The sequence below is a fragment of the Streptomyces sp. NPDC012935 genome, from assembly GCF_042900345.1.
Classification (GTDB): Bacteria; Actinomycetota; Actinomycetes; order Streptomycetales; family Streptomycetaceae; genus Streptomyces.
The window spans coordinates 704,576-725,060 of the sequence record NZ_JBIBBC010000002.1 but is presented as its reverse complement, the minus strand read 5'-3'; the positions used below and the strand labels follow the sequence as shown (position 1 = coordinate 725,060).

The 20,485-nt window shown below is 69.5% G+C and carries 19 protein-coding genes; 10 read left to right on the top strand and 9 right to left on the bottom strand.

Annotated elements, in window-relative coordinates; genetic code table 11:
- The first annotated feature begins 151 nt into the window (after positions 1-151).
- The 6 genes from ACFY5C_RS08680 to ACFY5C_RS08655 all read left to right on the top strand — a co-directional run bounded on the left by ACFY5C_RS08680 (position 152) and on the right by ACFY5C_RS08655 (position 5,377).
- Positions 152-1,984 (top strand): phosphatidylglycerol lysyltransferase domain-containing protein, encoded by a 1,833-nt coding sequence (locus tag ACFY5C_RS08680; RefSeq protein ID WP_389442061.1) that lies wholly within the window; start codon positions 152-154, stop codon positions 1,982-1,984.
- Between the two features lie 99 nt (positions 1,985-2,083).
- Positions 2,084-2,989 carry a dihydropteroate synthase gene (folP, locus tag ACFY5C_RS08675; RefSeq protein WP_389442059.1) on the top strand — a complete coding sequence of 302 codons (906 nt, stop codon included), beginning with the start codon at positions 2,084-2,086 and terminating at the stop codon, positions 2,987-2,989.
- Complete coding sequence (locus tag ACFY5C_RS08670; RefSeq protein WP_389442057.1) at positions 2,986-3,489, top strand: nuclear transport factor 2 family protein; 504 nt, start codon at positions 2,986-2,988, stop codon at positions 3,487-3,489. The genes folP and ACFY5C_RS08670 overlap by 4 nt, the downstream gene beginning before the upstream one ends.
- Before the next feature lie 374 nt (positions 3,490-3,863).
- A complete protein-coding gene (gene folB / locus ACFY5C_RS08665) occupies positions 3,864-4,223 on the top strand; it encodes a dihydroneopterin aldolase (protein WP_389442055.1) in 360 nt (119 codons plus the stop codon).
- Positions 4,220-4,831, top strand: a complete 612-nt coding sequence (folK, locus tag ACFY5C_RS08660; protein ID WP_328880151.1) for a 2-amino-4-hydroxy-6-hydroxymethyldihydropteridine diphosphokinase — start codon at positions 4,220-4,222, stop codon at positions 4,829-4,831. Before folB ends, folK begins: the two co-directional genes overlap by 4 nt.
- Positions 4,832-4,888: 57 nt before the next feature.
- Positions 4,889-5,377 (top strand): DUF3180 domain-containing protein, encoded by a 489-nt coding sequence (locus tag ACFY5C_RS08655; RefSeq protein ID WP_389442053.1) that lies wholly within the window; start codon positions 4,889-4,891, stop codon positions 5,375-5,377.
- A gap of 3 nt (positions 5,378-5,380) precedes the next feature.
- On the opposite strand, the gene ACFY5C_RS08650 is transcribed toward ACFY5C_RS08655, so the two are convergent.
- The 7 genes from ACFY5C_RS08650 to dacB all read right to left on the bottom strand — a co-directional run bounded on the left by ACFY5C_RS08650 (position 5,381) and on the right by dacB (position 14,286).
- Positions 5,381-6,373 carry a hypothetical protein gene (locus ACFY5C_RS08650; protein WP_389442050.1) on the bottom strand — a complete coding sequence of 331 codons (993 nt, stop codon included), beginning with the start codon at positions 6,371-6,373 and terminating at the stop codon, positions 5,381-5,383.
- A gap of 68 nt (positions 6,374-6,441) precedes the next feature.
- Positions 6,442-7,047 carry a GTP cyclohydrolase I FolE gene (folE, locus tag ACFY5C_RS08645; protein WP_389442047.1) on the bottom strand — a complete coding sequence of 202 codons (606 nt, stop codon included), beginning with the start codon at positions 7,045-7,047 and terminating at the stop codon, positions 6,442-6,444.
- A 145-nt stretch (positions 7,048-7,192) separates the two neighbouring features.
- Positions 7,193-9,232, bottom strand: a complete 2,040-nt coding sequence (gene ftsH, locus ACFY5C_RS08640) for an ATP-dependent zinc metalloprotease FtsH (protein WP_389442234.1) — start codon at positions 9,230-9,232, stop codon at positions 7,193-7,195.
- Positions 9,233-9,439: 207 nt separating this feature from the next.
- A complete protein-coding gene (hpt, locus tag ACFY5C_RS08635; protein WP_328430472.1) occupies positions 9,440-10,000 on the bottom strand; it encodes a hypoxanthine phosphoribosyltransferase in 561 nt (186 codons plus the stop codon).
- Positions 10,001-10,065: 65 nt separating this feature from the next.
- A complete protein-coding gene (tilS, locus tag ACFY5C_RS08630) occupies positions 10,066-11,256 on the bottom strand; it encodes a tRNA lysidine(34) synthetase TilS (RefSeq protein WP_389442045.1) in 1,191 nt (396 codons plus the stop codon).
- Positions 11,257-11,467: 211 nt separating this feature from the next.
- Positions 11,468-12,592: a zinc-dependent metalloprotease gene (locus tag ACFY5C_RS08625; RefSeq protein WP_389442042.1), complete on the bottom strand. Its 1,125-nt coding sequence runs from the start codon at positions 12,590-12,592 to the stop codon at positions 11,468-11,470.
- A gap of 101 nt (positions 12,593-12,693) precedes the next feature.
- Positions 12,694-14,286, bottom strand: coding sequence for a D-alanyl-D-alanine carboxypeptidase/D-alanyl-D-alanine-endopeptidase (dacB, locus tag ACFY5C_RS08620; RefSeq protein ID WP_389442232.1), 1,593 nt, complete (start codon positions 14,284-14,286; stop codon positions 12,694-12,696).
- 124 nt (positions 14,287-14,410) lie between these two features.
- Between dacB and ACFY5C_RS08615 the strand changes: the two genes are divergently transcribed.
- Entirely contained in the window at positions 14,411-14,902 is a 492-nt protein-coding gene (locus ACFY5C_RS08615; RefSeq protein ID WP_164425123.1) for an inorganic diphosphatase, read from the top strand.
- Positions 14,903-15,020: 118 nt separating this feature from the next.
- On the top strand, positions 15,021-16,652 hold the full coding sequence (locus ACFY5C_RS08610) for a threonine/serine exporter ThrE family protein (RefSeq protein ID WP_389442040.1): 1,632 nt from the start codon (positions 15,021-15,023) through the stop codon (positions 16,650-16,652).
- A gap of 91 nt (positions 16,653-16,743) precedes the next feature.
- Here the strand turns inward: ACFY5C_RS08610 and ACFY5C_RS08605 are convergent, their stop codons facing one another.
- Positions 16,744-17,670, bottom strand: a complete 927-nt coding sequence (locus tag ACFY5C_RS08605; protein WP_389442037.1) for a DedA family protein — start codon at positions 17,668-17,670, stop codon at positions 16,744-16,746.
- A 133-nt stretch (positions 17,671-17,803) separates the two neighbouring features.
- Here ACFY5C_RS08605 and ACFY5C_RS08600 point away from each other — a divergent pair, with 133 nt between their 5' ends.
- A complete protein-coding gene (locus tag ACFY5C_RS08600; RefSeq protein WP_389442034.1) occupies positions 17,804-18,169 on the top strand; it encodes a YbjQ family protein in 366 nt (121 codons plus the stop codon).
- A 27-nt stretch (positions 18,170-18,196) separates the two neighbouring features.
- Here the strand turns inward: ACFY5C_RS08600 and ACFY5C_RS08595 are convergent, their stop codons facing one another.
- Entirely contained in the window at positions 18,197-18,958 is a 762-nt protein-coding gene (locus ACFY5C_RS08595; RefSeq protein ID WP_389442032.1) for a MerR family transcriptional regulator, read from the bottom strand.
- Positions 18,959-19,046: 88 nt separating this feature from the next.
- On the opposite strand from ACFY5C_RS08595, the gene ACFY5C_RS08590 reads away from it, so the two are divergent.
- Complete coding sequence (locus tag ACFY5C_RS08590; protein ID WP_389442029.1) at positions 19,047-20,468, top strand: glutamate decarboxylase; 1,422 nt, start codon at positions 19,047-19,049, stop codon at positions 20,466-20,468.
- Positions 20,469-20,485: the final 17 nt, after the last annotated feature.

The following is a 20,485-nucleotide window of genomic DNA, read 5'->3' as shown; positions in this document are numbered from 1 at the left end:
CCTTTGAAACGGTTTTGGGAAGCCGAGTGAACCTCTCCCCCGTAGACACCGTCCTAGAGGGCGCAATGTCGCCGGATGCCCGAATCGGCACCGGATCCAAGGTCTCTCGCAGAACTAATGGGATGCGATGTCTGTCAGGACAGATGTGGAAATGTCGGGCGCGGTTCCTCAACGATCGAGCCGAACGGGGCAACTGCCCAGCCGGGTACGGCATCTGCTCCGCGGCCCGCGCCCCGAGGCAGTTCCGCTGATCGTCGGCAGAGCCTGCGCCCTGGTGGGCCTGCTGGACATCGCCGCGGGTGTCTTCCCGCGCTTCCGGCACAGCCGTATGCACGCCATCGCCGAGGTACTGCCGGGCTCGACAGGCCCCTTCGCGGCCGCGCTGTCGCTGAGCGCCGGCGTACTGCTGCTCCTGCTCGCCCACGGCCTCAAGCGCGGCAAGCGGCGGGCCTGGCGGGCCGCCGTCGTGCTGCTGCCGGCCGGAGCGGTCGCACAGTTCACCTACCGCCACTCCCTGGTGGGCGTCCTCATCTCACTGGCGCTGCTGGCCCCGCTGCTGCGCCACCGCGACCAGTTCACCGCCCTGCCCGACCCGCGCAGCCGATGGCGGGCACTGGCCAACTTCGTCCTCATGGGCGCCGGTTCCCTCGCCCTGGGCCTGATCATCGTCAGCGCCCACCCGAACACCCTGGTCGGCGACCCGAGCCTGGTCGACCGCATCACCCACGTCCTGTACGGCCTCTTCGGCTTCGAGGGGCCGGTCGACTACCAGGGCAACACCTCGTGGACGGTCGCCTTCTCCCTCGGCGCCCTCGGCTGGATCACGGCGGTCACGACGATCTACTTCGCCTTCCGCCCCGAACACCCCGCCGCCCGCCTCACCGAGGACGACGAGGCACGCCTGCGCGCGCTGCTGGCCAAGCACGGCGGCCGCGACTCCCTCGGCCACTTCGCGCTGCGCCGCGACAAGGCCGTCGTCTTCTCACCCAGCGGCAAGGCGGCGGTCACGTACCGCGTCGTCTCCGGCGTGATGCTCGCCAGCGGTGACCCGATCGGCGACGTCGAGGCCTGGCCCGGCGCAATCGAGCGCTTCATGGACGAGGCCAAGGCCCACTCCTGGACCCCCGCCGTCATGGGCTGCTCCGAGACCGGCGCCGAGGTGTGGACCCGCGAGACCGGGCTCGACGCCCTCGAACTGGGCGACGAGGCGGTGGTGGACGTCCCGGATTTCTCGCTCGCCGGCCGCGCGATGCGCAACGTGCGACAGATGGTCAAGCGCATCGAGCGCGCCGGTTACGAGACCCGGGTACGTCGTGTCCGTGACCTCGGCGAGACCGAGCTGGACCGCATCCGCCGCGCCGCCGACGACTGGCGCGGCACCGACACCGAGCGCGGCTTCTCCATGGCGCTGGGCCGCGTCGGCGACCCCGCCGACGGCGACTGTCTCGTCGCCACCGCCCACAAGGCCGACGAGGAACCGGGAGAGTACGGCGACCTCAAGGCGATCCTCCACTTCGTGCCGTGGGGCACGGACGGGGTCTCGCTGGACCTCATGCGCCGCGACCGCTCGGCGGACCCCGGCATGAACGAACTGCTGATCGTGGCCGCCCTCCAGGCCGCCCCGAAGTTCGGCATCGCGCGCGTGTCCCTCAACTTCGCGATGTTCCGCTCGGCCCTTGCGCGCGGCGAGAAGATCGGCGCGGGCCCGGTGCTGCGCGCCTGGCGAGGCCTGCTGGTCTTTCTGTCCCGCTGGTTCCAGATCGAGTCCCTGTACAAGTTCAACGCCAAGTTCCGGCCACGCTGGGAGCCCCGTTTCGTGGTCTACCGCGCCTCGGCCGACCTGCCCCGCCTCGGCTTCGCCGCCATGCAGGCCGAGGGCTTCGTCAACCTGGCCCTGCCGCTGCCGCGCTTCCTGCGCCGCCGTACGAACGCACCGCGCCCCTGCCCGCACCGGGTGGCGGAACGGGACGTCCAGGCGGCGTGAGCGGCCCCCCGGACCGGCCCGAGCGGAAGCCCCCTGCCCCCGAGGGCTCCCGCTCGGGCTACGCACGTCCCCGCGCCCCCTTGGGCCTAGGCTGAACGTATGAGCAAGCAGAGCGGACGCGGGCGCGTCACGGGCCTTCCGCAGTGGGACCGGTGCGCGGTCATGGGAGTCGTCAACGTGACCCCCGATTCCTTCTCCGACGGGGGCCGCTGGTTCGACACGACGGCCGCCGTCAAGCACGGCCTCGCCCTGGTCGAGGAGGGTGCCGACCTGGTCGACGTCGGCGGCGAGTCCACCCGCCCCGGCGCCAGCCGGGTCGACGAGGCCGAGGAACTGCGCCGCGTCATCCCCGTCGTCCGCGGCCTCGCCTCCGAGGGCGTCACGATCTCCGTCGACACCATGCGTGCCTCCGTCGCCGAGCAGGCCCTCGCCGCCGGCGCCGCCCTCGTCAACGACGTCAGCGGCGGCCTCGCCGACCCCGCGATGATTCCGGTCGTCGCGGACGCCGGCGCCCCCTTCGTCGTCATGCACTGGCGTGGCTTCCTGGAGGGCGGGAACGTCAAGGGCGTCTACGACGACGTCGTCGCCGAGGTCGTCGCCGAGCTCCACACGCGTGTGGAGGCCGTCCTCGCCGGCGGCATCGCCCCCGACCGCGTCGTCGTCGACCCCGGCCTGGGCTTCTCCAAGGACGCCGAGCACGACCTCGTGCTCCTCGCCCACCTCGACCGCATCCTGGCCCTCGGCCACCCCCTCCTCGTCGCCGCCTCCCGCAAGCGGTTCCTCGGCCGGGTCCTCGCCGGGCCGGAGGGCTCGCCGCCGCCCGCGCGCGAGCGCGACGCCGCCACGGCCGCCGTCTCGGCGCTCGCGGCGCACGCCGGCGCCTGGGCGGTGCGCGTGCACGAGGTGCACGCCACGGCGGACGCGGTGCGCGTGGCACGCGCCGTCGAAGGGGCACGCGTCGCCGAGACCGCGCCGGGCACGCAGGCCGCTGAGGGAGCCCGGTGAGCGCCCCGCACACCGACGTCGAGCAGGTGGAGGCCGCCAACACCGCCTTCTACGAGGCGATGGAGCGCGGCGACTTCGAGGAACTGTCCTCGTTCTGGCTCACCCCGTCCGACCTCGGCGTCGACGAGACCTACCACGACCCGGCCGACGTCGGCGTGGTCTCCTGCGTGCACCCCGGCTGGCCGGTTCTCACCGGCCGCGGCGAGGTCCTGCGGTCGTACGCGCTGATCATGGCGAACACCGACTACATCCAGTTCTTCCTCACCGACGTGCACGTCTCCGTGACCGGCGACACCGCCGTGGTGACCTGCACCGAGAACATCCTCAGCGGCGGGCCCGCCCCCGAGGGCGACGAGGAGCTCGGCCCGCTCGTGGGCCAGCTCGTGGTCGCCACGAACGTGTTCCGGCGCACGCCGGAGGGCTGGAAGATGTGGTCGCACCACGCCTCGCCGGTTCTGGCCGAAAACGACGAGGACGAGACCGACGACACCCCCTCCTGAGTGGGTAGGCGACCTACAGACCGACCTACAGACCGACCGCAGGACCGCACCACAGGACGGCAGGAACACACCCAGGGACAATCACGGACAAACAGCGGGATGACTCGCGGAAGCCACCCGCAAGGAGGCCCGCCGGCCCCCTCCGGCACCAAGAAGTGGTTGGAATCACGCGTCCTCGGGTAGGGGCGGCTACCAGCCCATGAGCCGCCGGGTTCCCCAGGGGAAACACCCAGTGAATCCTCCTGGCCCCGGACCGGACCCACGCCCCCGTGGCCCGGCCCTGTCAGTGCCCGCAGGTAGATTCGTTCGAGGCCGGTGTGCCGCCCGCACACGGCATCGACCGGCCGTCACCGACGATTGCAGGAGTGATTCGCGTGGATCGTGTCGCGCTGCGCGGCCTGAAGGCCCGCGGGTACCACGGCGTGTTCCCCGAGGAGCGCGCGGAGGGCCAGACCTTCGTCGTGGACCTCGTCCTGGGCCTGGACACCCGGCCGGCCGCGGCCGACGACGACCTGGCGAAGACCGTGCACTACGGCATCGTGGCGGAGGAGGTCGTGGCCGTCGTCGAGGGCGAGCCGGTCAACCTCATCGAGACGCTCGCCGAACGCATCGCCCAGGCCTGTCTGAAGCACCAAGGGGTCCAGGAGGTCGAGGTCGCCGTCCACAAACCGGACGCGCCGATCACGGTCCCCTTCGACGACGTGACCGTCACCATCACCCGGAGCCGAGTATGACTGCACCGTTCATCAAGGGCCCCAACGACCCGACCGTACAGCCGGTACCCGCCTCCGTCGTCGACCAGGTCGACGCCGCCGACACCACCCTCAGCAACCCGAAACGGGCCGTGATCTCCCTCGGCTCCAACCTGGGCAACCGCCTGGAAACCCTGCAGGGCGCCATCGACGCCCTGGAGGACACCCCCGGCGTGCGCATCAAGGGGGTCTCCCCCGTCTACGAGACGGAGCCGTGGGGCGTCGAGCCGGGCACCCAGCCCTCGTACTTCAACGCGATCGTGGTCCTCAAGACCACCCTCCCCCCGTCCTCCCTGCTGGAGCGGGCGCACGCGGTCGAGGAGGCCTTCCACCGCGTACGGGACGAGCACTGGGGCGCGCGCACCCTCGACGTCGACATCGTCTCGTACGCCGACCTGGTCTCCGACGACCCGAACCTCACGCTCCCCCACCCGCGCGCCCACGAACGCGCCTTCGTCCTCGCCCCCTGGCACGACCTGGAGCCCGAGGCCCAGTTGCCCGGCCGCGGCCCGGTCGTCGACCTGCTCGGCACCGTCACCCGGGACGGCGTCGCACCGCGCCAGGACCTGGAACTCCAGCTGCCCGAATAGTCGTTAAGGTCAAGACGACCACATTCCGTGGGGACCCGGGGGAGCTGAAGGGGCACCGTGAGAGAGCTGCGCATCAGGTTGCTGGCAGGCGTGTTCATCGTGGCCGGAGTCCTGTCCTGGGCGGGCGCCCGGCTGTGGAACGCCGTCGGGACCCTGCCCAGCGTCCCGCTGGCCGCGCCCATCGTCCTGGCGGTCATCGCCGTGATCCTGCTGGCCACGGCGCTCTCGATCCGCGCCCGCCTCAAGGCCCAGCGGGAACGACGCCCCGAGGCCAAGGGCGTCGACCCCCTGATGGCCGCCCGCGCGGTCGTCTTCGGCCAGTCCAGCGCCCTGGTCGCCGCCCTCGTCGCCGGTATGTACGGCGGCGCGGGCGTCTTCCTCCTGGAGTCCCTCGACATCCCCGCCCGCCGGGACCAGGCCATCTACGCCGGCTTCTCCGTCGTGGCAGGCATCGGCGTGATAGCGGCAGCCATCTTCCTGGAGCGCGTCTGCAAACTCCCGGAGGACGAGGAGCACAATGGCGCGGGGGCGGCGCCGACCACGTGAGAGTCACCAGGGTTGGCGAGCCAGGTGACCGTTCACGAGGAAGCTGGGGTAGGGGTCGAGTCGGTAGCTGTAGAGAGTGAACGGTTTCGGGCTTCCGGCCCCGCGCAGCCGAACATCGCGCACCTCGACCCATGTCGACTCGATGAGTTCCAACGGGTGCTGCTCGGGCTTGAAGGTCCCTCGTGACGGCCAGCTGTCAGCTACGACCAGATGCGAGGCCAACCCGTTGGCCCGAGGCGTGAACCTTGCGCCGATCTCTTGCGCCAGCTCGGAGAGAAACGGGGCGTTGGAGCTCACGAGCACGCGCGCAGCCCATGTCTTCGGACGGAATCCGTCTCCGTCCGTGTAGCCGTCGAGGAAGCCTTCGAACGTCTCCCTGTCCCGGAGGACAACGCGGGGAAATCGTTGCCTCATGTGGTGCGCGTCGCCCCCCACGTACTGCCTCATCAGGTCGGCCAGGTATGACGACACCACACGCACTCGGAAGCCAGGCACCTCCCGTTGAAGATAGCCCGACGGTCGCGTGACGGATTCCAAACGAGCGGTCATCCCGGTTGCCGCAGACAGGCAGGCCGCGTAGCGCGAGGCGAACCCCTTGTCGTTGACAACCAGCGACACGTAGTTCTTGCCGACCGTGCCATCCGAGCAATTCGCCCCGATCGCGTAACCGAACTCGTAGCCCGGTTTGATGGTCAGTCGCTCGCGACGCAATTTCCGCGCGTGCGTCCACGCGAGGACGGATCCCTCAACGTCTCTCGCATGGACCCACCCATCAGGCGTGCCCAACAGCTGATCTGGGGCCACCGTGAACGACACATGGTCGGTCACGACATCAACGACCTCGCGGACCTTGACCGCCACCACCTGAGTGACCGTCGTCTGGACCGTACGGTCTGCGTCCAGCGTCCAGAGTCGGCTGCCCACCCCGACATTCCGCGCCTGTAAGCGACCGCCCACCCCATTCACCGTCTGCTTGCTCGGCAGCCCGAATCCCATCGCGATCCCCCTTGATCAGCGATCAACGCCACTGATCAAGACGATATCGGGCACCACTGACAACCAGGTCAGCGCGCCAGTATCAGGCTCATTGCCTCGGCACGGGTCGTAGCATCCCGAAGTTGACCGCGCACCGCGGATGTCGTGGTCTTGGCGCCCGGCTTGCGGATCCCCCGCATCGACATGCACATGTGCTCGGCCTCAATGACGACGATCACCCCCCGGGCCTCAAGGATCTTCATGAGGGAGTCGGCGATCTGGGTGGTGAGTCGTTCCTGCACCTGTAGACGACGGGCAAACACGTCCACCAGCCGCGCAAGCTTCGACAGACCCGTGATCTTGCCACTTTCAGCCGGAATGTATCCAATGTGAGCAACGCCATGGAAGGGCAGAAGATGATGTTCGCACTGGCTCACGATTTCGATGTCCTTCACCAAAACCATCTCGTCATGCCCGATATCAAACGTGGTCGTCAGAACCTCCTCAGGTTCCTGCCACAGACCCGCCAACAGCTCCCGATAAGCCCGTGCCACCCGCCCCGGCGTCTCCCGCAGCCCCTCCCGGTCCGGGTCCTCCCCGACCGCGATCAGCAGCTCGCGTACGGCGTTCTCGGCGCGCTTCTCGTCGAACTCGCCGATGCGGCCCTCGCCGTCCAGCGTCACGGGGTCGGTCATGTGGTGCCTCGATCCTTTTACGGGTGGCGCGTATGGGTCACGCGTCTGAACTGCCGGCATACGGAAATGCCACGCCCCCCAGGCTAGAACCTGGGGGGCGTGGCATTCATTCCGGGCCTGGTGGGTCACCAGGGCCTGGGCGGCGTCAGCTCTCCGGACGCTCCTCGGGGGCCGGTTCGGCCACCGGGGCGGGCTCCGTCGCGGTCGACTTGGCGGTGGTGATCGCCGGCGTCGAGCCGTTGGCGCCGTTCGTCAGTGCGAGCTCCTTCGGGGAGAGCACGGGCGGACGGGTGGACGGCGTACGGCGGGAGGACCCGGTCCAGGCGGGCCGAGGCGGACGCTTGACGATGGGGGCGAAGATCTCGGCGATCTCCTCCTTGCCCAGCGTCTCCCTCTCCAGCAGCTGAAGCACCAGGTTGTCGAGGACGTCGCGGTTCTCGACCAGGATCTCCCAGGCCTCGTTGTGCGCGTTCTCGATGAGCTTCTTGACTTCCTCGTCCACCAGCGCGGCGACCTCTTCCGAGTAGTCGCGCTGGTGAGCCATCTCACGTCCGAGGAACGGCTCGGTGTTGTCGCCGCCGAACTTGATGGCACCGAGGCGCTCGGTCATGCCGTACTGCGTGACCATCGCGCGGGCCGTGGTCGTGGCCTTCTCGATGTCGTTCGCCGCGCCCGTGGTCGGGTCGTGGAAGACGAGCTCCTCGGCCGCACGGCCGCCCAGCATGTAAGCAAGCTGGTCCAGCATCTCGTTGCGGGTCGTGGAGTACTTGTCCTCCTCCGGCAGGACCATCGTGTAGCCGAGAGCACGGCCTCTGGAGAGGATCGTGATCTTGTGGACCGGATCGGAGTTCGGGGAGGCCGCCGCGACCAGGGCGTGTCCGCCCTCGTGGTACGCGGTGATCTTCTTTTCCTTGTCCGACATGATCCTGGTCCGCTTCTGCGGGCCCGCCACGACGCGGTCGATGGCCTCGTCGAGCATCTGGTTGTCGATCAGCTTCCTGTCGCTGCGGGCCGTGAGGAGCGCCGCCTCGTTGAGGACGTTGCTCAGGTCCGCACCGGTGAAGCCCGGCGTACGGCGGGAGACCGCCGACAGGTCGACGTCCGGGGCGACCGGCTTGCCCTTCTGGTGAACCTTGAGGATCTCCAGACGGCCCTGCATGTCCGGGCGGTCGACCGCGATCTGGCGGTCGAAGCGGCCGGGCCGCAGGAGGGCCGGGTCGAGGATGTCGGGCCGGTTCGTCGCGGCGATGAGGATCACGCCGCCCTTGACGTCGAAGCCGTCCATCTCGACGAGCAGCTGGTTCAGAGTCTGCTCACGCTCGTCGTGACCGCCGCCGAGACCGGCACCGCGGTGACGGCCGACCGCGTCGATCTCGTCGACGAAGACGATCGCCGGGGCGTTCGCCTTGGCCTGCTCGAACAGGTCACGGACCCGGGAGGCACCGACACCGACGAACATCTCGACGAAGTCGGAACCGGAGATCGAGTAGAAGGGCACACCCGCCTCGCCCGCGACGGCGCGCGCGAGCAGGGTCTTACCGGTGCCGGGCGGGCCGTACAGCAGTACGCCCTTGGGGATCTTCGCCCCGACGGCCTGGAACTTCGCCGGTTCCTGCAGGAACTCCTTGATCTCCTGGAGCTCCTCGACCGCCTCGTCCGAGCCGGCGACGTCCGAGAACGTCGTCTTCGGGGTGTCCTTGGTGATGAGCTTCGCCTTGGACTTGCCGAAGTTCATGACCCGGGAGCCGCCGCCCTGCATCTGATTCATCAGGAACAGGAAGACGACCACGATCAGGACGAAGGGAAGCAGGGAGAGCAGGATGCCGACGAACGGGTTCTGCTTGGACGGCGAGACCGTGTAGCCGTCTGGGATCTGCTCCTGCTGGTACTTGTTCTGCAGCGTGTTGGCGATGTCCACGCCTTGGTCGCCGATATAGCTCGCCTGGATCTTTGTGGCGTCCTCGACCTTTTCGCCGTCCTTGAGCTGGACCTTGATGATCTGCTCGTCGCCGGTTGTCAGCTTGGCCGACTCGACCTTGTTCTCGTTGATCGCCTGGACGACCTGGCCGGTGTCCACCGTCTTGTAGCCGCCGGACGAGCCGACGACCTGCATCAACACGACCACGGCAAGGACGGCCAGCACGATCCACATGACCGGCCCACGGAAGTATCGCTTCACGTCCATCCATACGGAGCGGTGCCGCCCCGTCCCTCCTGCCATAGTGAGTTTGATAAGACAGTTCTTCTGACGGTACCCCAGCTTCGACGCCCGTAGCCGCACGGGACGGCCGGTAAGCCCGTCTGCATGCTCCAACGGCGCGAGGCCCGCCGGGGTTCCCGATCTTCGTACGGGTGTTGGGCCCTTCGGGTCCGCGAGCGCGGACCGCCGGACTCAGCCGCCGTAGACGTGGGGCGCGAGCGTACCGACGAACGGGAGGTTGCGGTACTTCTCGGCGTAGTCGAGGCCGTATCCGACGACGAACTCGTTGGGGATGTCGAAGCCGACCCACTCCACGTCGATGGCGACCTTCGCGGCGTCCGGCTTGCGCAGCAGCGTGCACACCTTCAGCGACTCGGGCTCGCGCGAGCCGAGGTTGGACAGCAGCCAGGACAGCGTCAGACCGGAGTCGATGATGTCCTCGACGATGAGGACGTGCTTGCCCTTGATGTCGGTGTCGAGGTCCTTGAGGATCCGCACGACACCGGAGGACTGGGTGCCGGCGCCGTACGACGACACGGCCATCCAGTCCATGGTGACGGGGGTGGACAGCGCCCGCGCGAGGTCGGCCATCACCATCACCGCGCCCTTGAGGACTCCGACGATGAGCAGGTCCTTGCCCGCGTACTCCGCGTCGATCTTCGCGGCCAGCTCGGCCAGCTTCGCGTCGATCTCTTCCTTGGTGATGAGCACCCGCTGGAGGTCGGCACCCATGTCTTTCGCGTCCACCCGCATCACTTTCGGTCGGTCGTCCCACCGGCTGGCCGGCCCCTCCGTCTCGTTCGCGAAGGGGTCGGGAATCAGCCTTGCCGAATCACCAGTCTGCCACCCTGACGCTGGGCGACGACTTTGCCGGGGAGATTGATGGCTCCCTGGCCGCGCCATCCGGTGATCAGACGGTCGACTTCCTCGATGTGACGGGCGAACAGCGCTCCGGCGGGCGCCCCTGCCTCGATGGCGGCTCGGCGCAGGATCCGGCGGCGTACGGCGGGCGGCAGCGCGTACAGCTTGGCGCACTCCAGGAGGCCGGCCGCGTCGCGTACGGCGGCCTCGGCCTGGCCGGCCCAGGCGTCGAGCGCGTCGGCGTCGTCACGGGAGAGCTGGGCCGTGCGGGCTAGGGCCTCGACGACGCCTTTGCCGAGCGCCTTCTCCAGGGCGGGCAGGCCCTCTTGGCGAAGGCGTGAGCGCGTGTACGCCGGGTCGGCGTTGTGCGGGTCGTCCCAGACCGGCAGGGACTGGACCATGCAGGCCTTGCGGGCGGTCTGGCGGTCCAGCCCGAGGAAGGGGCGGCGGTAACGGCCGCCGGCCCCCGAGACCGCGGCCATTCCGGACAGGGAGCGGATGCCGGAGCCGCGGGCGAGGCCGAGCAGGACGGTTTCGGCCTGGTCGTCCCGGGTGTGGCCGAGCAGGACGGCGATGGCGCCGTGGCGGACGGCCGCGTCGTCGAGGGCGGCGTAGCGGGCGTCACGGGCGGCGGCCTCGGGTCCGCCCGAGCGGCCGACGGTCACGGCGATGGACTCGACCGGTTCCAGGCCGAGTTCGCGCATGCGCAGGACGACTTCCTCGGCGCGCAGGTCGGAGCCGGGCTGCAGACCGTGGTCGACGGTGATGCCACCGGCGCGGATGCCGAGTTTGGGGGCCTCGAAGGCGAGGGCGGAGGCGAGGGCCATGGAGTCGGCGCCGCCGGAGCATGCCACGAGCACGAGCGGGGAGGGGGGTCGCTCGTGCGGGGTGGTGCGCGGGGGCTGCTGCGGGGCCCGGCCGGGGAGCGCGTACGACGGTTCGCGCGCCGTGTCGTGGGCGGCGGGCGCTGCGCCTTTCTGCGTCACGGGCGGCGCCAGGGGCAGCGACATGTGCGGGATCTCGTACGAGGTCGCGCGGCGGCTGCCGGGTGCCGGGGCGTCGGTGGTGCGGCTGTGTTCGGTGAGGATGTCGTGGAGGACGCGGCGGACCGCCAGGCGTATCGCCGCGACCGCAGGATGGGGACCCATGTCCGGTTCCCTTCATGAAGTTTTCGGGGGGTGAGCCCGAGCTCGGTCACTCAGAGTGTGTAGATGGTGACAGAGACGGGCCGTTCCCCGAGCATTGCACGCCTACCCATGGCTCACGGTCCCTCGGACGGGTGATTGGAGGGGCGTTCGCCTGCCGTCGGCCGGATTCGGTTCACGACCTTCGTATGAGATGCACGACTCGGCGCGCGATTCACGACTCCGCCTTGCGATGCACCCGCGCGATCCAGTCCGCCGGTTTGGCGATCTCCGACTTGGTCGGGAGGGTGTTCGGGGACGTCCACACGCGGTTGAAGCCGTCCATGCCGACCTGGTCATGGACGGCCCGTACGAAGCGTTCGCCGTCGCGGTACTGCCTGAGTTTGGCATCGAGACCCAGCAACTTGCGCAGGGCCATGTCCAGTCGGGAGGCGCCTTTGGCGCGCCGCTGCTGAAACTTCTCGCGGATCTCGGCGACAGTCGGCACGACCTGGGGCCCGACTCCGTCCATCACGAAATCGGCGTGGCCCTCCAGGAGCGACATCACTGCGGTGAGCCGGCCGAGGATCTCCCGCTGGGCCGGGGTCTGCACCAGTTCCACGAACGAACGTCCGCCGTCGTCCTCCTCGGCCTCTGGCCGGCCGCCGGCGAGCGACTGCGCGGCCTCGCGGATGCGCTCCAGGACGGTCATGGGGTCGACATCCGTCTCCCCCAAGAAAGACTGGATTTCGCCCTCGAGGTGGTCCCGCAGCCACGGCACCGCGCTGAACTGCGTGCGGTGCGTCTCCTCGTGCAGGCACACCCACAGGCGGAAGTCATGGGGCTGTACGTCGAGTTCGCGCTCCACGTGGACGATGTTCGGGGCGACGAGCAGCAGTCGGCCGGAGCCGTTCTCGCCCGCCGGGAGTTCGCGGGTGGCCGGGGCGAAGGTCTCGTACTGGCCGAGGACCCGGGAGGCCAGGAAGGACAGCAGCATGCCGAGTTCGACGCCGGTGACCTTGCCGCCGACTGCGCCGAGGACCGCGCCGCCGGGGCTGCTGCCGCGGCGCTCCTGCATCTTGTCGAGCAGGGGCTTGAGGATCTCGCGGAACCCGGCGACGTTCGCCCGCACCCAGCCGGGGCGGTCGACCACCAGGACGGGGGTGTCGTGGGTGTCCTCCGTGCCCATACGAGTGAAGCCCCGGACGTGTTCCTCCGAGGCCTTGGCATGTCGGCGCAGCTCGGCGACGACGGCCCTGGCCTCGTCGCGGCTCACCTCGGGGCCCGGCCGTACGAGCCGGGTCGCGGTCGCCACCGCGAGATTCCAGTCGACCATCTCGGCACCACCGATGCTCGTCATGTGTCAACCGTACGTGAGCGTTCCCACTTGGGGCAGGCCGTGGGGATTTGCGGAGGCGTGGCCGGCACGGGTGGACGCGCGTCGGACGGCGCCCGCGGTGGCTAACCGCAGCCGCAGGCCGCCAGTGCCGTTGCCGTTCTGTCCAGGGCCGACTGGGCCGCGTCCTTGTTCGTCGTGTTCGTTGCCAGGAAGGCGAAGGCCAGCAGGTGGCCGTCCTGGTCGACGACCGTGCCGGCCAGGGCGTTGACGCCGGTCAGGGTGCCTGTCTTGGCTCGGACGATGCCTGCCGCGCCGTCCGTGTAACGGCCGCTCAGGGTGCCGGTGAAACCGGCCACCGGGAGGCCGGTCAGGGCGGCGCGCAGTTGCGGGTGGGTCGGGTCGGCCGCCTTGGCCAGGAGGGACGTGAGCAGGTCCGCCGTGAGTTTGTCGTCGCGGTTGAGGCCGCTGCCGTCCTTGAAGGAGACGCCGGACACCGGCAGTCCGAGCTTCTTCAGCTGGGCCCCGATCGCCTGCCCGCCGCCGTTGAAGTCGGCGCGCTGGCCGCTCGCGACGGCCGTGTGCCGCGCCAGCGCCTCGGCGATGTCGTTGTCGCTGTTGGTGAGCATGCGCTCGACCAGGGAGGAGAGCGGGGGCGAGGAGACCTCGGCGAGGGCCTCGGCCCGGTTCGTGGCCTTGGACAGGCCGGGCGACGTCGTTTTGATGCCGCGGTCGGCCAGGAAGGAGGCGAACTTGGTCGCCGCGTCCATGGCCGGGTCCTTCGCCCGGGTCACCTCCCCGCTGGTGGAGTCGTCCGGGCGGGCCTCGTCGGCCATGAGGGCGCTGACCGGGGCGAGGTTGCCGTTCTCTCCGATGGGGTGCAGTTCGGGGCCGGCGTAGAGCGTCTTGTCATACGAGAGGGTGACGTCACGTACGTCACGCTTTTTCAGGGCCTTCGCGGTCGCGTCGGCCAGTTCGCGCAGGCTCGCCCAGCCGTCGGCGTCCTTGCGGGCCGTCAGGGTGGGGTCGCCGCCGCCGACCAGGACGAGTTCCTTGGTGTCGGGTTCGAGGGCGGTGCGGGTGGTGAGGCGGTGGTCGGGGCCCATCGCGGTGAGGGCGGCCGCGGCGGTGGCGATCTTCGTCGTCGACGCGGGTGTGAGGGGCTCGGCGGCTCCGACGCCGAAGAGCCGCTTGCCGCTGGCCACGTCCACGATCGCCGCCGACCTGCGGGTTCCGAGCTCCGGGACGTCCAGGAGCGGGCCCAGGAGATCGGCGAGAGCCTTGCTGTCCGGGACCGGGTTCACGGCGCCGACGCCGCCGCCGAGTCCGGTCAGGACGGAGCCCGCGGAGGGGGCGGGACGGGGTGCCTCACCCGCCGCATCGGACGAACCGGACGTATCAGTATTACGACCGTGATCTGCGCCACCCGTGCGCTCCTGGGCGGCCGCCCAGTCCCGCTCGGCCGTACGCTGACCGGTGGAGTCCCAGGGGCCGACGGCGGTCACCACTGCGGCGGCAAGCGCCAGTCCGGCGGTGGCGGCGCCCGCGGTGTACTGCCAGGTCTTCGGCTTCGTCATCCGCGCAGCCTGCGGTGATACGGCTCGCGCGAGCCGTGTGACCTGCGGTTTCGCGGCCGTCGCGGCGCGTGCGAGACGTGGGCGTACGGCGCCCGCGGCCCGTGCCAGACGCGGTCGAACGGCGCCCGCGACCCGCGTCACATGCGGTCTCGCGGCTCGCCAAGGCCTCAGCTCTGGCACGACCACCAGCCCCTTTCGCGATCACACACCTGCGTGAGGGACACTTAACCACCAGAACTATGTGCTGATCATGGAGGAGCCACCGGTGGAGTTCGACGTCACGATCGAGATTCCGAAGGGTTCGCGGAACAAGTACGAGGTGGACCACGAGACCGGTCGGATCCGCCTGGACCGTCGACTCTTCACCTCGACCGCCTACCCGACCGACTACGGCTTCGTCGAGAACACCCTCGGCGAGGACGGCGACCCGCTGGACGCGCTGGTCATCCTGGACGAGCCGACCTTCCCGGGCTGCCTCATCAAGTGCCGCGCGATCGGCATGTTCCGGATGACGGACGAGGCCGGCGGCGACGACAAGCTGCTGTGCGTGCCGGCGACGGACCCGCGCCAGGAGCACCTGCGTGACATCCACCACGTCTCCGAGTTCGACCGCCTGGAGATCCAGCACTTCTTCGAGGTCTACAAGGACCTGGAGCCCGGCAAGTCCGTCGAGGGCGCCGACTGGGTGGGCCGTACCGACGCCGAGGCCGAGATCGAGCGGTCCTACAAGCGCTTCAAGGACCAGGGCGGCCACTGAGCCACTGCCACCTCTCAGCCACAAGTGAACGGGCTGCACGCGTGCGCGTGCAGCCCGTTCGCGTGTCTGTGCGCATACTGAGAGCGGCAGGAGGTGTCGTACAGGGAGTGTTACGCAGGTGACGGACGCGGAGGACCGCAAGCCGCAGTCGGACGAGGCGAGGATGGCCTTCACGGCTCCCGCCGGGATCGAGGTGGGCGACAGCGAGTCGGAGACCACGTCCGAGTTCGCCCTGCCCAAGGGGCTGGACGTGCTGCAGCCGCCGCTCCACGAGCCCGAGGGCTCGGCGTTCACCGCGCCCAGCGGCTACACCGTCGAGGACGCCCCGCCCGCGTTCACCCCGGCCGGCGGCATCCCGCGGATCAGCCTGACCAAGGACCTGCCCTGGCAGGACCGGATGCGCACGATGCTGCGCATGCCGGTCGCCGAACGGCCCGCGCCGGAGCGGATGCCGCGGGCGGAGGACGAGGGCCCGGCCGTCCCGCGCGTGCTCGACATGACCCTTCGTATCGGCGAACTGCTGCTGGCGGGCGGTGAGGGCGCGGAGGACGTGGAGGCCGCGATGTTCGCGGTCTGCCGGTCCTACGGCCTGGACCGCTGCGAGCCGAACGTCACCTTCACCCTGCTGTCGATCTCTTACCAGCCGTCGCTGGTGGACGATCCGGTGACGGCGTCGCGCACGGTGCGGCGGCGCGGCACCGACTACACGCGACTGGCCGCCGTGTACCAGCTCGTCGACGACCTCAGCGACCCGGAGAGCCACATCTCCCTGGAGGAGGCCTACGGGCGGCTCGCGGAGATCCGCCGAAACCGGCACCCGTACCCGACCTGGGTGCTGACCTCGGCGAGCGGGCTGCTCGCGGGAGCGGCCTCGGTGCTGGTGGGCGGTGACCTGATCGTGTTCATCGCGGCGATGTTCGGCGCGATGCTCGGCGACCGGCTGGCGTGGCTGTGCGCGGGGCGCGGGCTGCCGGAGTTCTACCAGTTCACGGTGGCCGCGATGCCGCCGGCCGCGATCGGGGTCGCGCTGACGCTGACGCACGTCGACGTGAAGGCGTCCGCGGTCATCACCGGTGGGCTCTTCGCGCTGCTGCCCGGACGGGCACTGGTGGCGGGCGTGCAGGACGGGCTGACCGGCTTCTACATCACCGCGGCCGCGCGGCTGCTGGAGGTCATGTACTTCTTCGTCGGCATCGTCGTCGGCGTGCTGGTGATCCTCTACTTCGGCGTGAACCTGGGTGCCAAGCTCACCCCGGACGAGGCGCTGCTCGTCTCGGACCGGCCGTACTGGCAGATCGCCGCGTCGATGCTGCTGTCGCTGACCTTCGCCGTCCTGCTCCAGCAGGAACGGACCACTGTGCTCGCGGTGACCCTCAACGGGGGTGTCGCGTGGGTGGTGTACGGCGCGATGCACTACGCCGGTGAGTTCTCGCCGGTTGCCTCCACGGCCGTCGCGGCCGGGCTCGTGGGGCTGTTCGGGCAGTTGATGGCGCGGTACCGGTTCGCGTCCGCGCTGCCGTACACGACTGCGGCGATCGGGCCCCTGTTGCCGGGTTCCGCCACATACTTCGGGCTGCTGGCGATCGCGCAGAACGATGTGGACGAGGGGCTGGTCTCCTTGGCCACGGCGGCTTCCTTGGCCATGGCCATTGCGATCGGGGTCAACCTCGGGTCGGAGATCTCCCGGTTGTTCCTGCGGATCGGGTCGCCGGAGAAGCGGCGAGCCGCCAAGCGGACTCGAGGGTTCTGAGCGCCTGGCAGCCCGGTCGCTTCCGGATCGACGGCGACTGCGGATCGTGTGTGGTTGATCGCGCAGTTCCCCGCGCCCCTGAAGGGGCGGTTCAGTAACCCTGGTTCGGCGGGTACTGCTGGTTCTGCTGGTTCTGCTGACCGTCGTACGGCTGCTGCTGGCCGTAGCCCTGGGGGTACTGCTGGGCGTACGGCTGCTGCTGCGGCTGCTGCTGGCCGTAGTACTGCTGGTCGTAGTCGTACTGGCGGCCCTGGTTGCCGTACTGCTGCTGGCCCTGGTTCCCGTACTGCTGGGGGTGGTCCTCGGAGGGGATGCGGCGGAGCTGGGTCGTCGCGTCGTCCATCATCGGGGCCTGCTGGGCCGGTGCCGCCGATGCGGCCGGTGCCTGGGCCGCCGCGCGCTTCTTCTTGGCGCGCTCCCGCAGGTACTCGATGATGATCGGGACCACGGAGACGAACACGATCAGGATGAGGATCGCCTCGACGTTCTTCTTGATGAAGCCGATCTGCCCGAGCCAGTAGCCCGCGAGGGTGACGCCGGTGCCCCAGGCGATACCGCCGATGACGTTGTACGTGAGGAACGTGCGGTACTGCATACGGCCGGCGCCCGCCACGATCGGGGCGAAGGTGCGCACGATCGGCACGAAGCGGGCGAGGACGATCGCCTTCGGGCCGTACTTCTCCATGAACTCGTGGGCCTTCTCCAGGTTCTCCTGTTTGAAGAGCTTGGAGTTGGGCCGGTTGAACAGCTTCGGGCCGAAGAACTTTCCGATCATGTACCCCACCTGGTCGCCGATGACGGCGGCCAGCACGATCAGGGTGCACACCAGCCACAGCGGCTGGCTGATGTAGTTCCCCTCGGCAACGAAGAGACCCGCCGTGAACAGCAGGGAGTCCCCGGGCAGGAACGCGAAGAGGCCTGACTCGGCGAAGACGATCAGCAGAATGCCGGGGAGGCTGAAGGTCTCGATCAGATAGTCCGGGCTGAGCCACTCGGGGCCGAGCGCAAGCGTGGTCACGGGATCGTGGCTCCTGCGGGGAGGGGGCGGAGGCGAAGCTGGGTGCTCAAATTATCAACGCTGCACTGGCCGCCCAGGTTCCATGGACCCCCTCAGGATGCACTGTGCCCCCGCTGGGACAAAGCTGTGATTCATGGGCATCGAAGAGTACGGCGGCGGACAGGAGCCACAGCCGGACGTTCTGGTCGTGACCACCAATGACATTCCCGGCCATCGGGTCACCGCGGTTCTGGGTGAGGTCTTCGGGCTGACCGTGCGCTCCCGGCACGTGGGCAGCCAGATCGGCGCCGGACTGAAGTCGCTGGTCGGTGGTGAGCTCAAGGGGCTCACCAAGACCCTCGTGGAGACCCGCAACCAGGCCATGCTGCGGCTCGTCGAGCAGGCACGCGCGCGTGGGGCGAACGCCGTCCTGGCGTTCCGCTTCGACGTGTCGGAGGCAGCGGACGTGGGCACCGAGGTGTGTGCCTACGGGACGGCGGTGGTCCTGGCCCGGGAGTGACCCGTACGGGGTCCCGGGCCAGGAGCCCTAGGAGGAGTGCCGGGCGGCGTTGGCGAGGATCGCGTCCCTCAGGTAGACCGCGAGGCCCGGCTTGGCCTGGTCGATGTTCCGGGTGAACCGCTCGTCGGCGACGTACATCTCGCCGAGGCAGGCGTGCATCTCGTGCCCGCAGTCGTAGTGGTTGCGGGCGATCCCCTGGCGGTGCTCCTCGGCGGCGTCCATGGCCGCCTCGGAGTCGGCCGGCTCACCGGCTTCCATGAGCGCGACGAAGCGGCGGCTGAGCTCGTCGGCCTCGCGCTGGATCCGCTGCCAGTCCTCCTTGGTGTACGAGGCGGCGCGCTGCTGTGACTGCCGATAGGCGTCGGTGTTGCCCCAGCGTTCCTGCACCTCCTCCTCGTACTGGTCCGGGTCGAAGTCCCCGAACACCTCGAACTTCTCCTCCGGCGTGAGATTGATGCCCATCTTGCGTGCCTCCATGGCGTGCTCCACGGCCGCCGCCATCTTCTGCAGCTTCTCGATCCGGGCAGTCAGCAGCTCGTGCTGCCGGCGCAGGTGTGCGCGCGGGTCCGCGTCCGGGTCGTCGAGCAGGGCGGCGACGTCCTCGAGCGGGAAACCGAGCTCGCGGTAGAACAGGATCTGCTGCAGCCGGTCGAGGTCGGCGTCGCTGTAGCGCCGGTGGCCCGCGTGGCTGCGCCCGCTGGGCACGAGCAGGCCGATGTCGTCGTAGTGGTGCAGGGTGCGCACCGTCACTGCGGCGAAGCCGGCGACCTGTCCCACGGAGTAGCTCACTTCCGCTCCCTTCTCGGTACGCCCTCCACGATGAGTCCTCACGCGGCGTGAGGTGCAAGCCCGGCGGCCCGGACCTACCGTCGTACACATGCCACTGCATCGTGGGAACAGCGAAGCACCCGACGGCAAGGGCGGCGGGCGCAGGCTCGCGGTCAACCCCTTCTACGGCGAGACGAATCCGGTCAGCGGCATGACCGAGGCCCCGCCCACGCATCGGCTGCCCGACTCTCCCCTGCCGCCGGCGACGGCGTACCAGGTGGTGCACGACGAGTTGATGCTGGACGGCAACTCCCGGCTCAACCTGGCCACCTTCGTCACCACCTGGATGGAGCCGCAGGCCGGGGTGCTGATGGCGGAGTGCCGGGACAAGAACATGATCGACAAGGACGAGTACCCGCGCACCGCCGAGCTGGAGCGGCGTTGTGTGGCGATGCTCGCCGATCTGTGGAACGCGCCCGATCCCTCGGCGGCCGTGGGCTGCTCCACCACCGGTTCCAGCGAGGCGTGCATGCTCGCGGGCATGGCGCTCAAACGGCGCTGGGCGCAGCGCAACGCCGACCGGTACCCCGCCGCGCGCCCCAACCTGGTGATGGGCGTCAACGTCCAGGTCTGCTGGGACAAGTTCTGCAACTTCTGGGAGGTGGAGCCGCGTCTGGTCCCGATGGAGGGCGAACGGTTCCATCTGGACCCGCAGGCGGCGGCCGAGCTGTGCGACGAGAACACCATCGGGGTCGTCGGCATCCTGGGCTCCACCTTCGACGGTTCGTACGAGCCGATCGAGGACCTGTGTGCCGCACTGGACGCCCTCCAGGAGCGCACGGGCCTCGACGTCCCGGTGCACGTCGACGGCGCGTCCGGCGCGATGGTGGCGCCCTTCCTCGACGAGGACCTGGTGTGGGACTTCCGGCTGCCGAGGGTCGCCTCGATCAACACCTCGGGGCACAAGTACGGGCTCGTCTACCCGGGCGTCGGCTGGGCGCTGTGGCGGGACCGGGAGGCGCTGCCCGAGGAGCTGGTCTTCCGGGTCAACTACCTGGGCGGTGACATGCCGACCTTCGCGCTCAACTTCTCCCGGCCGGGCGCCCAGGTCGTGGCGCAGTACTACTCGTTCCTGCGGCTGGGCCGGGAGGGGTTCCGGGCAGTGCAGCAGGCCTCGCGGGACGTGGCGGGGAAGGTCGCCGGGGCCGTGGAGAAGCTCGGCGACTTCCGGCTGCTGACCCGGGGCGACCAGCTGCCCGTCTTCGCCTTCACCACGGCCCCGGACGTCCGGGCGTACGACGTCTTCGACGTGTCCCGGCGGCTGCGCGAGAAGGGCTGGCTGGTCCCGGCGTACACCTTCCCGCCGAACCGCGAGGATCTGTCCGTCCTGCGGGTGGTGTGCCGCAACGGCTTCTCCGAGGACCTCGCCGAACTGTTCGTGCAGGACCTGACTCTGCTGCTGCCGGAGCTGCGCCGGCAGCAGCACCCCCTGACCCAGGACAGGGGGGCGGCCACGGGGTTCCACCACTAGGGCCTGTCGCGGGCGTG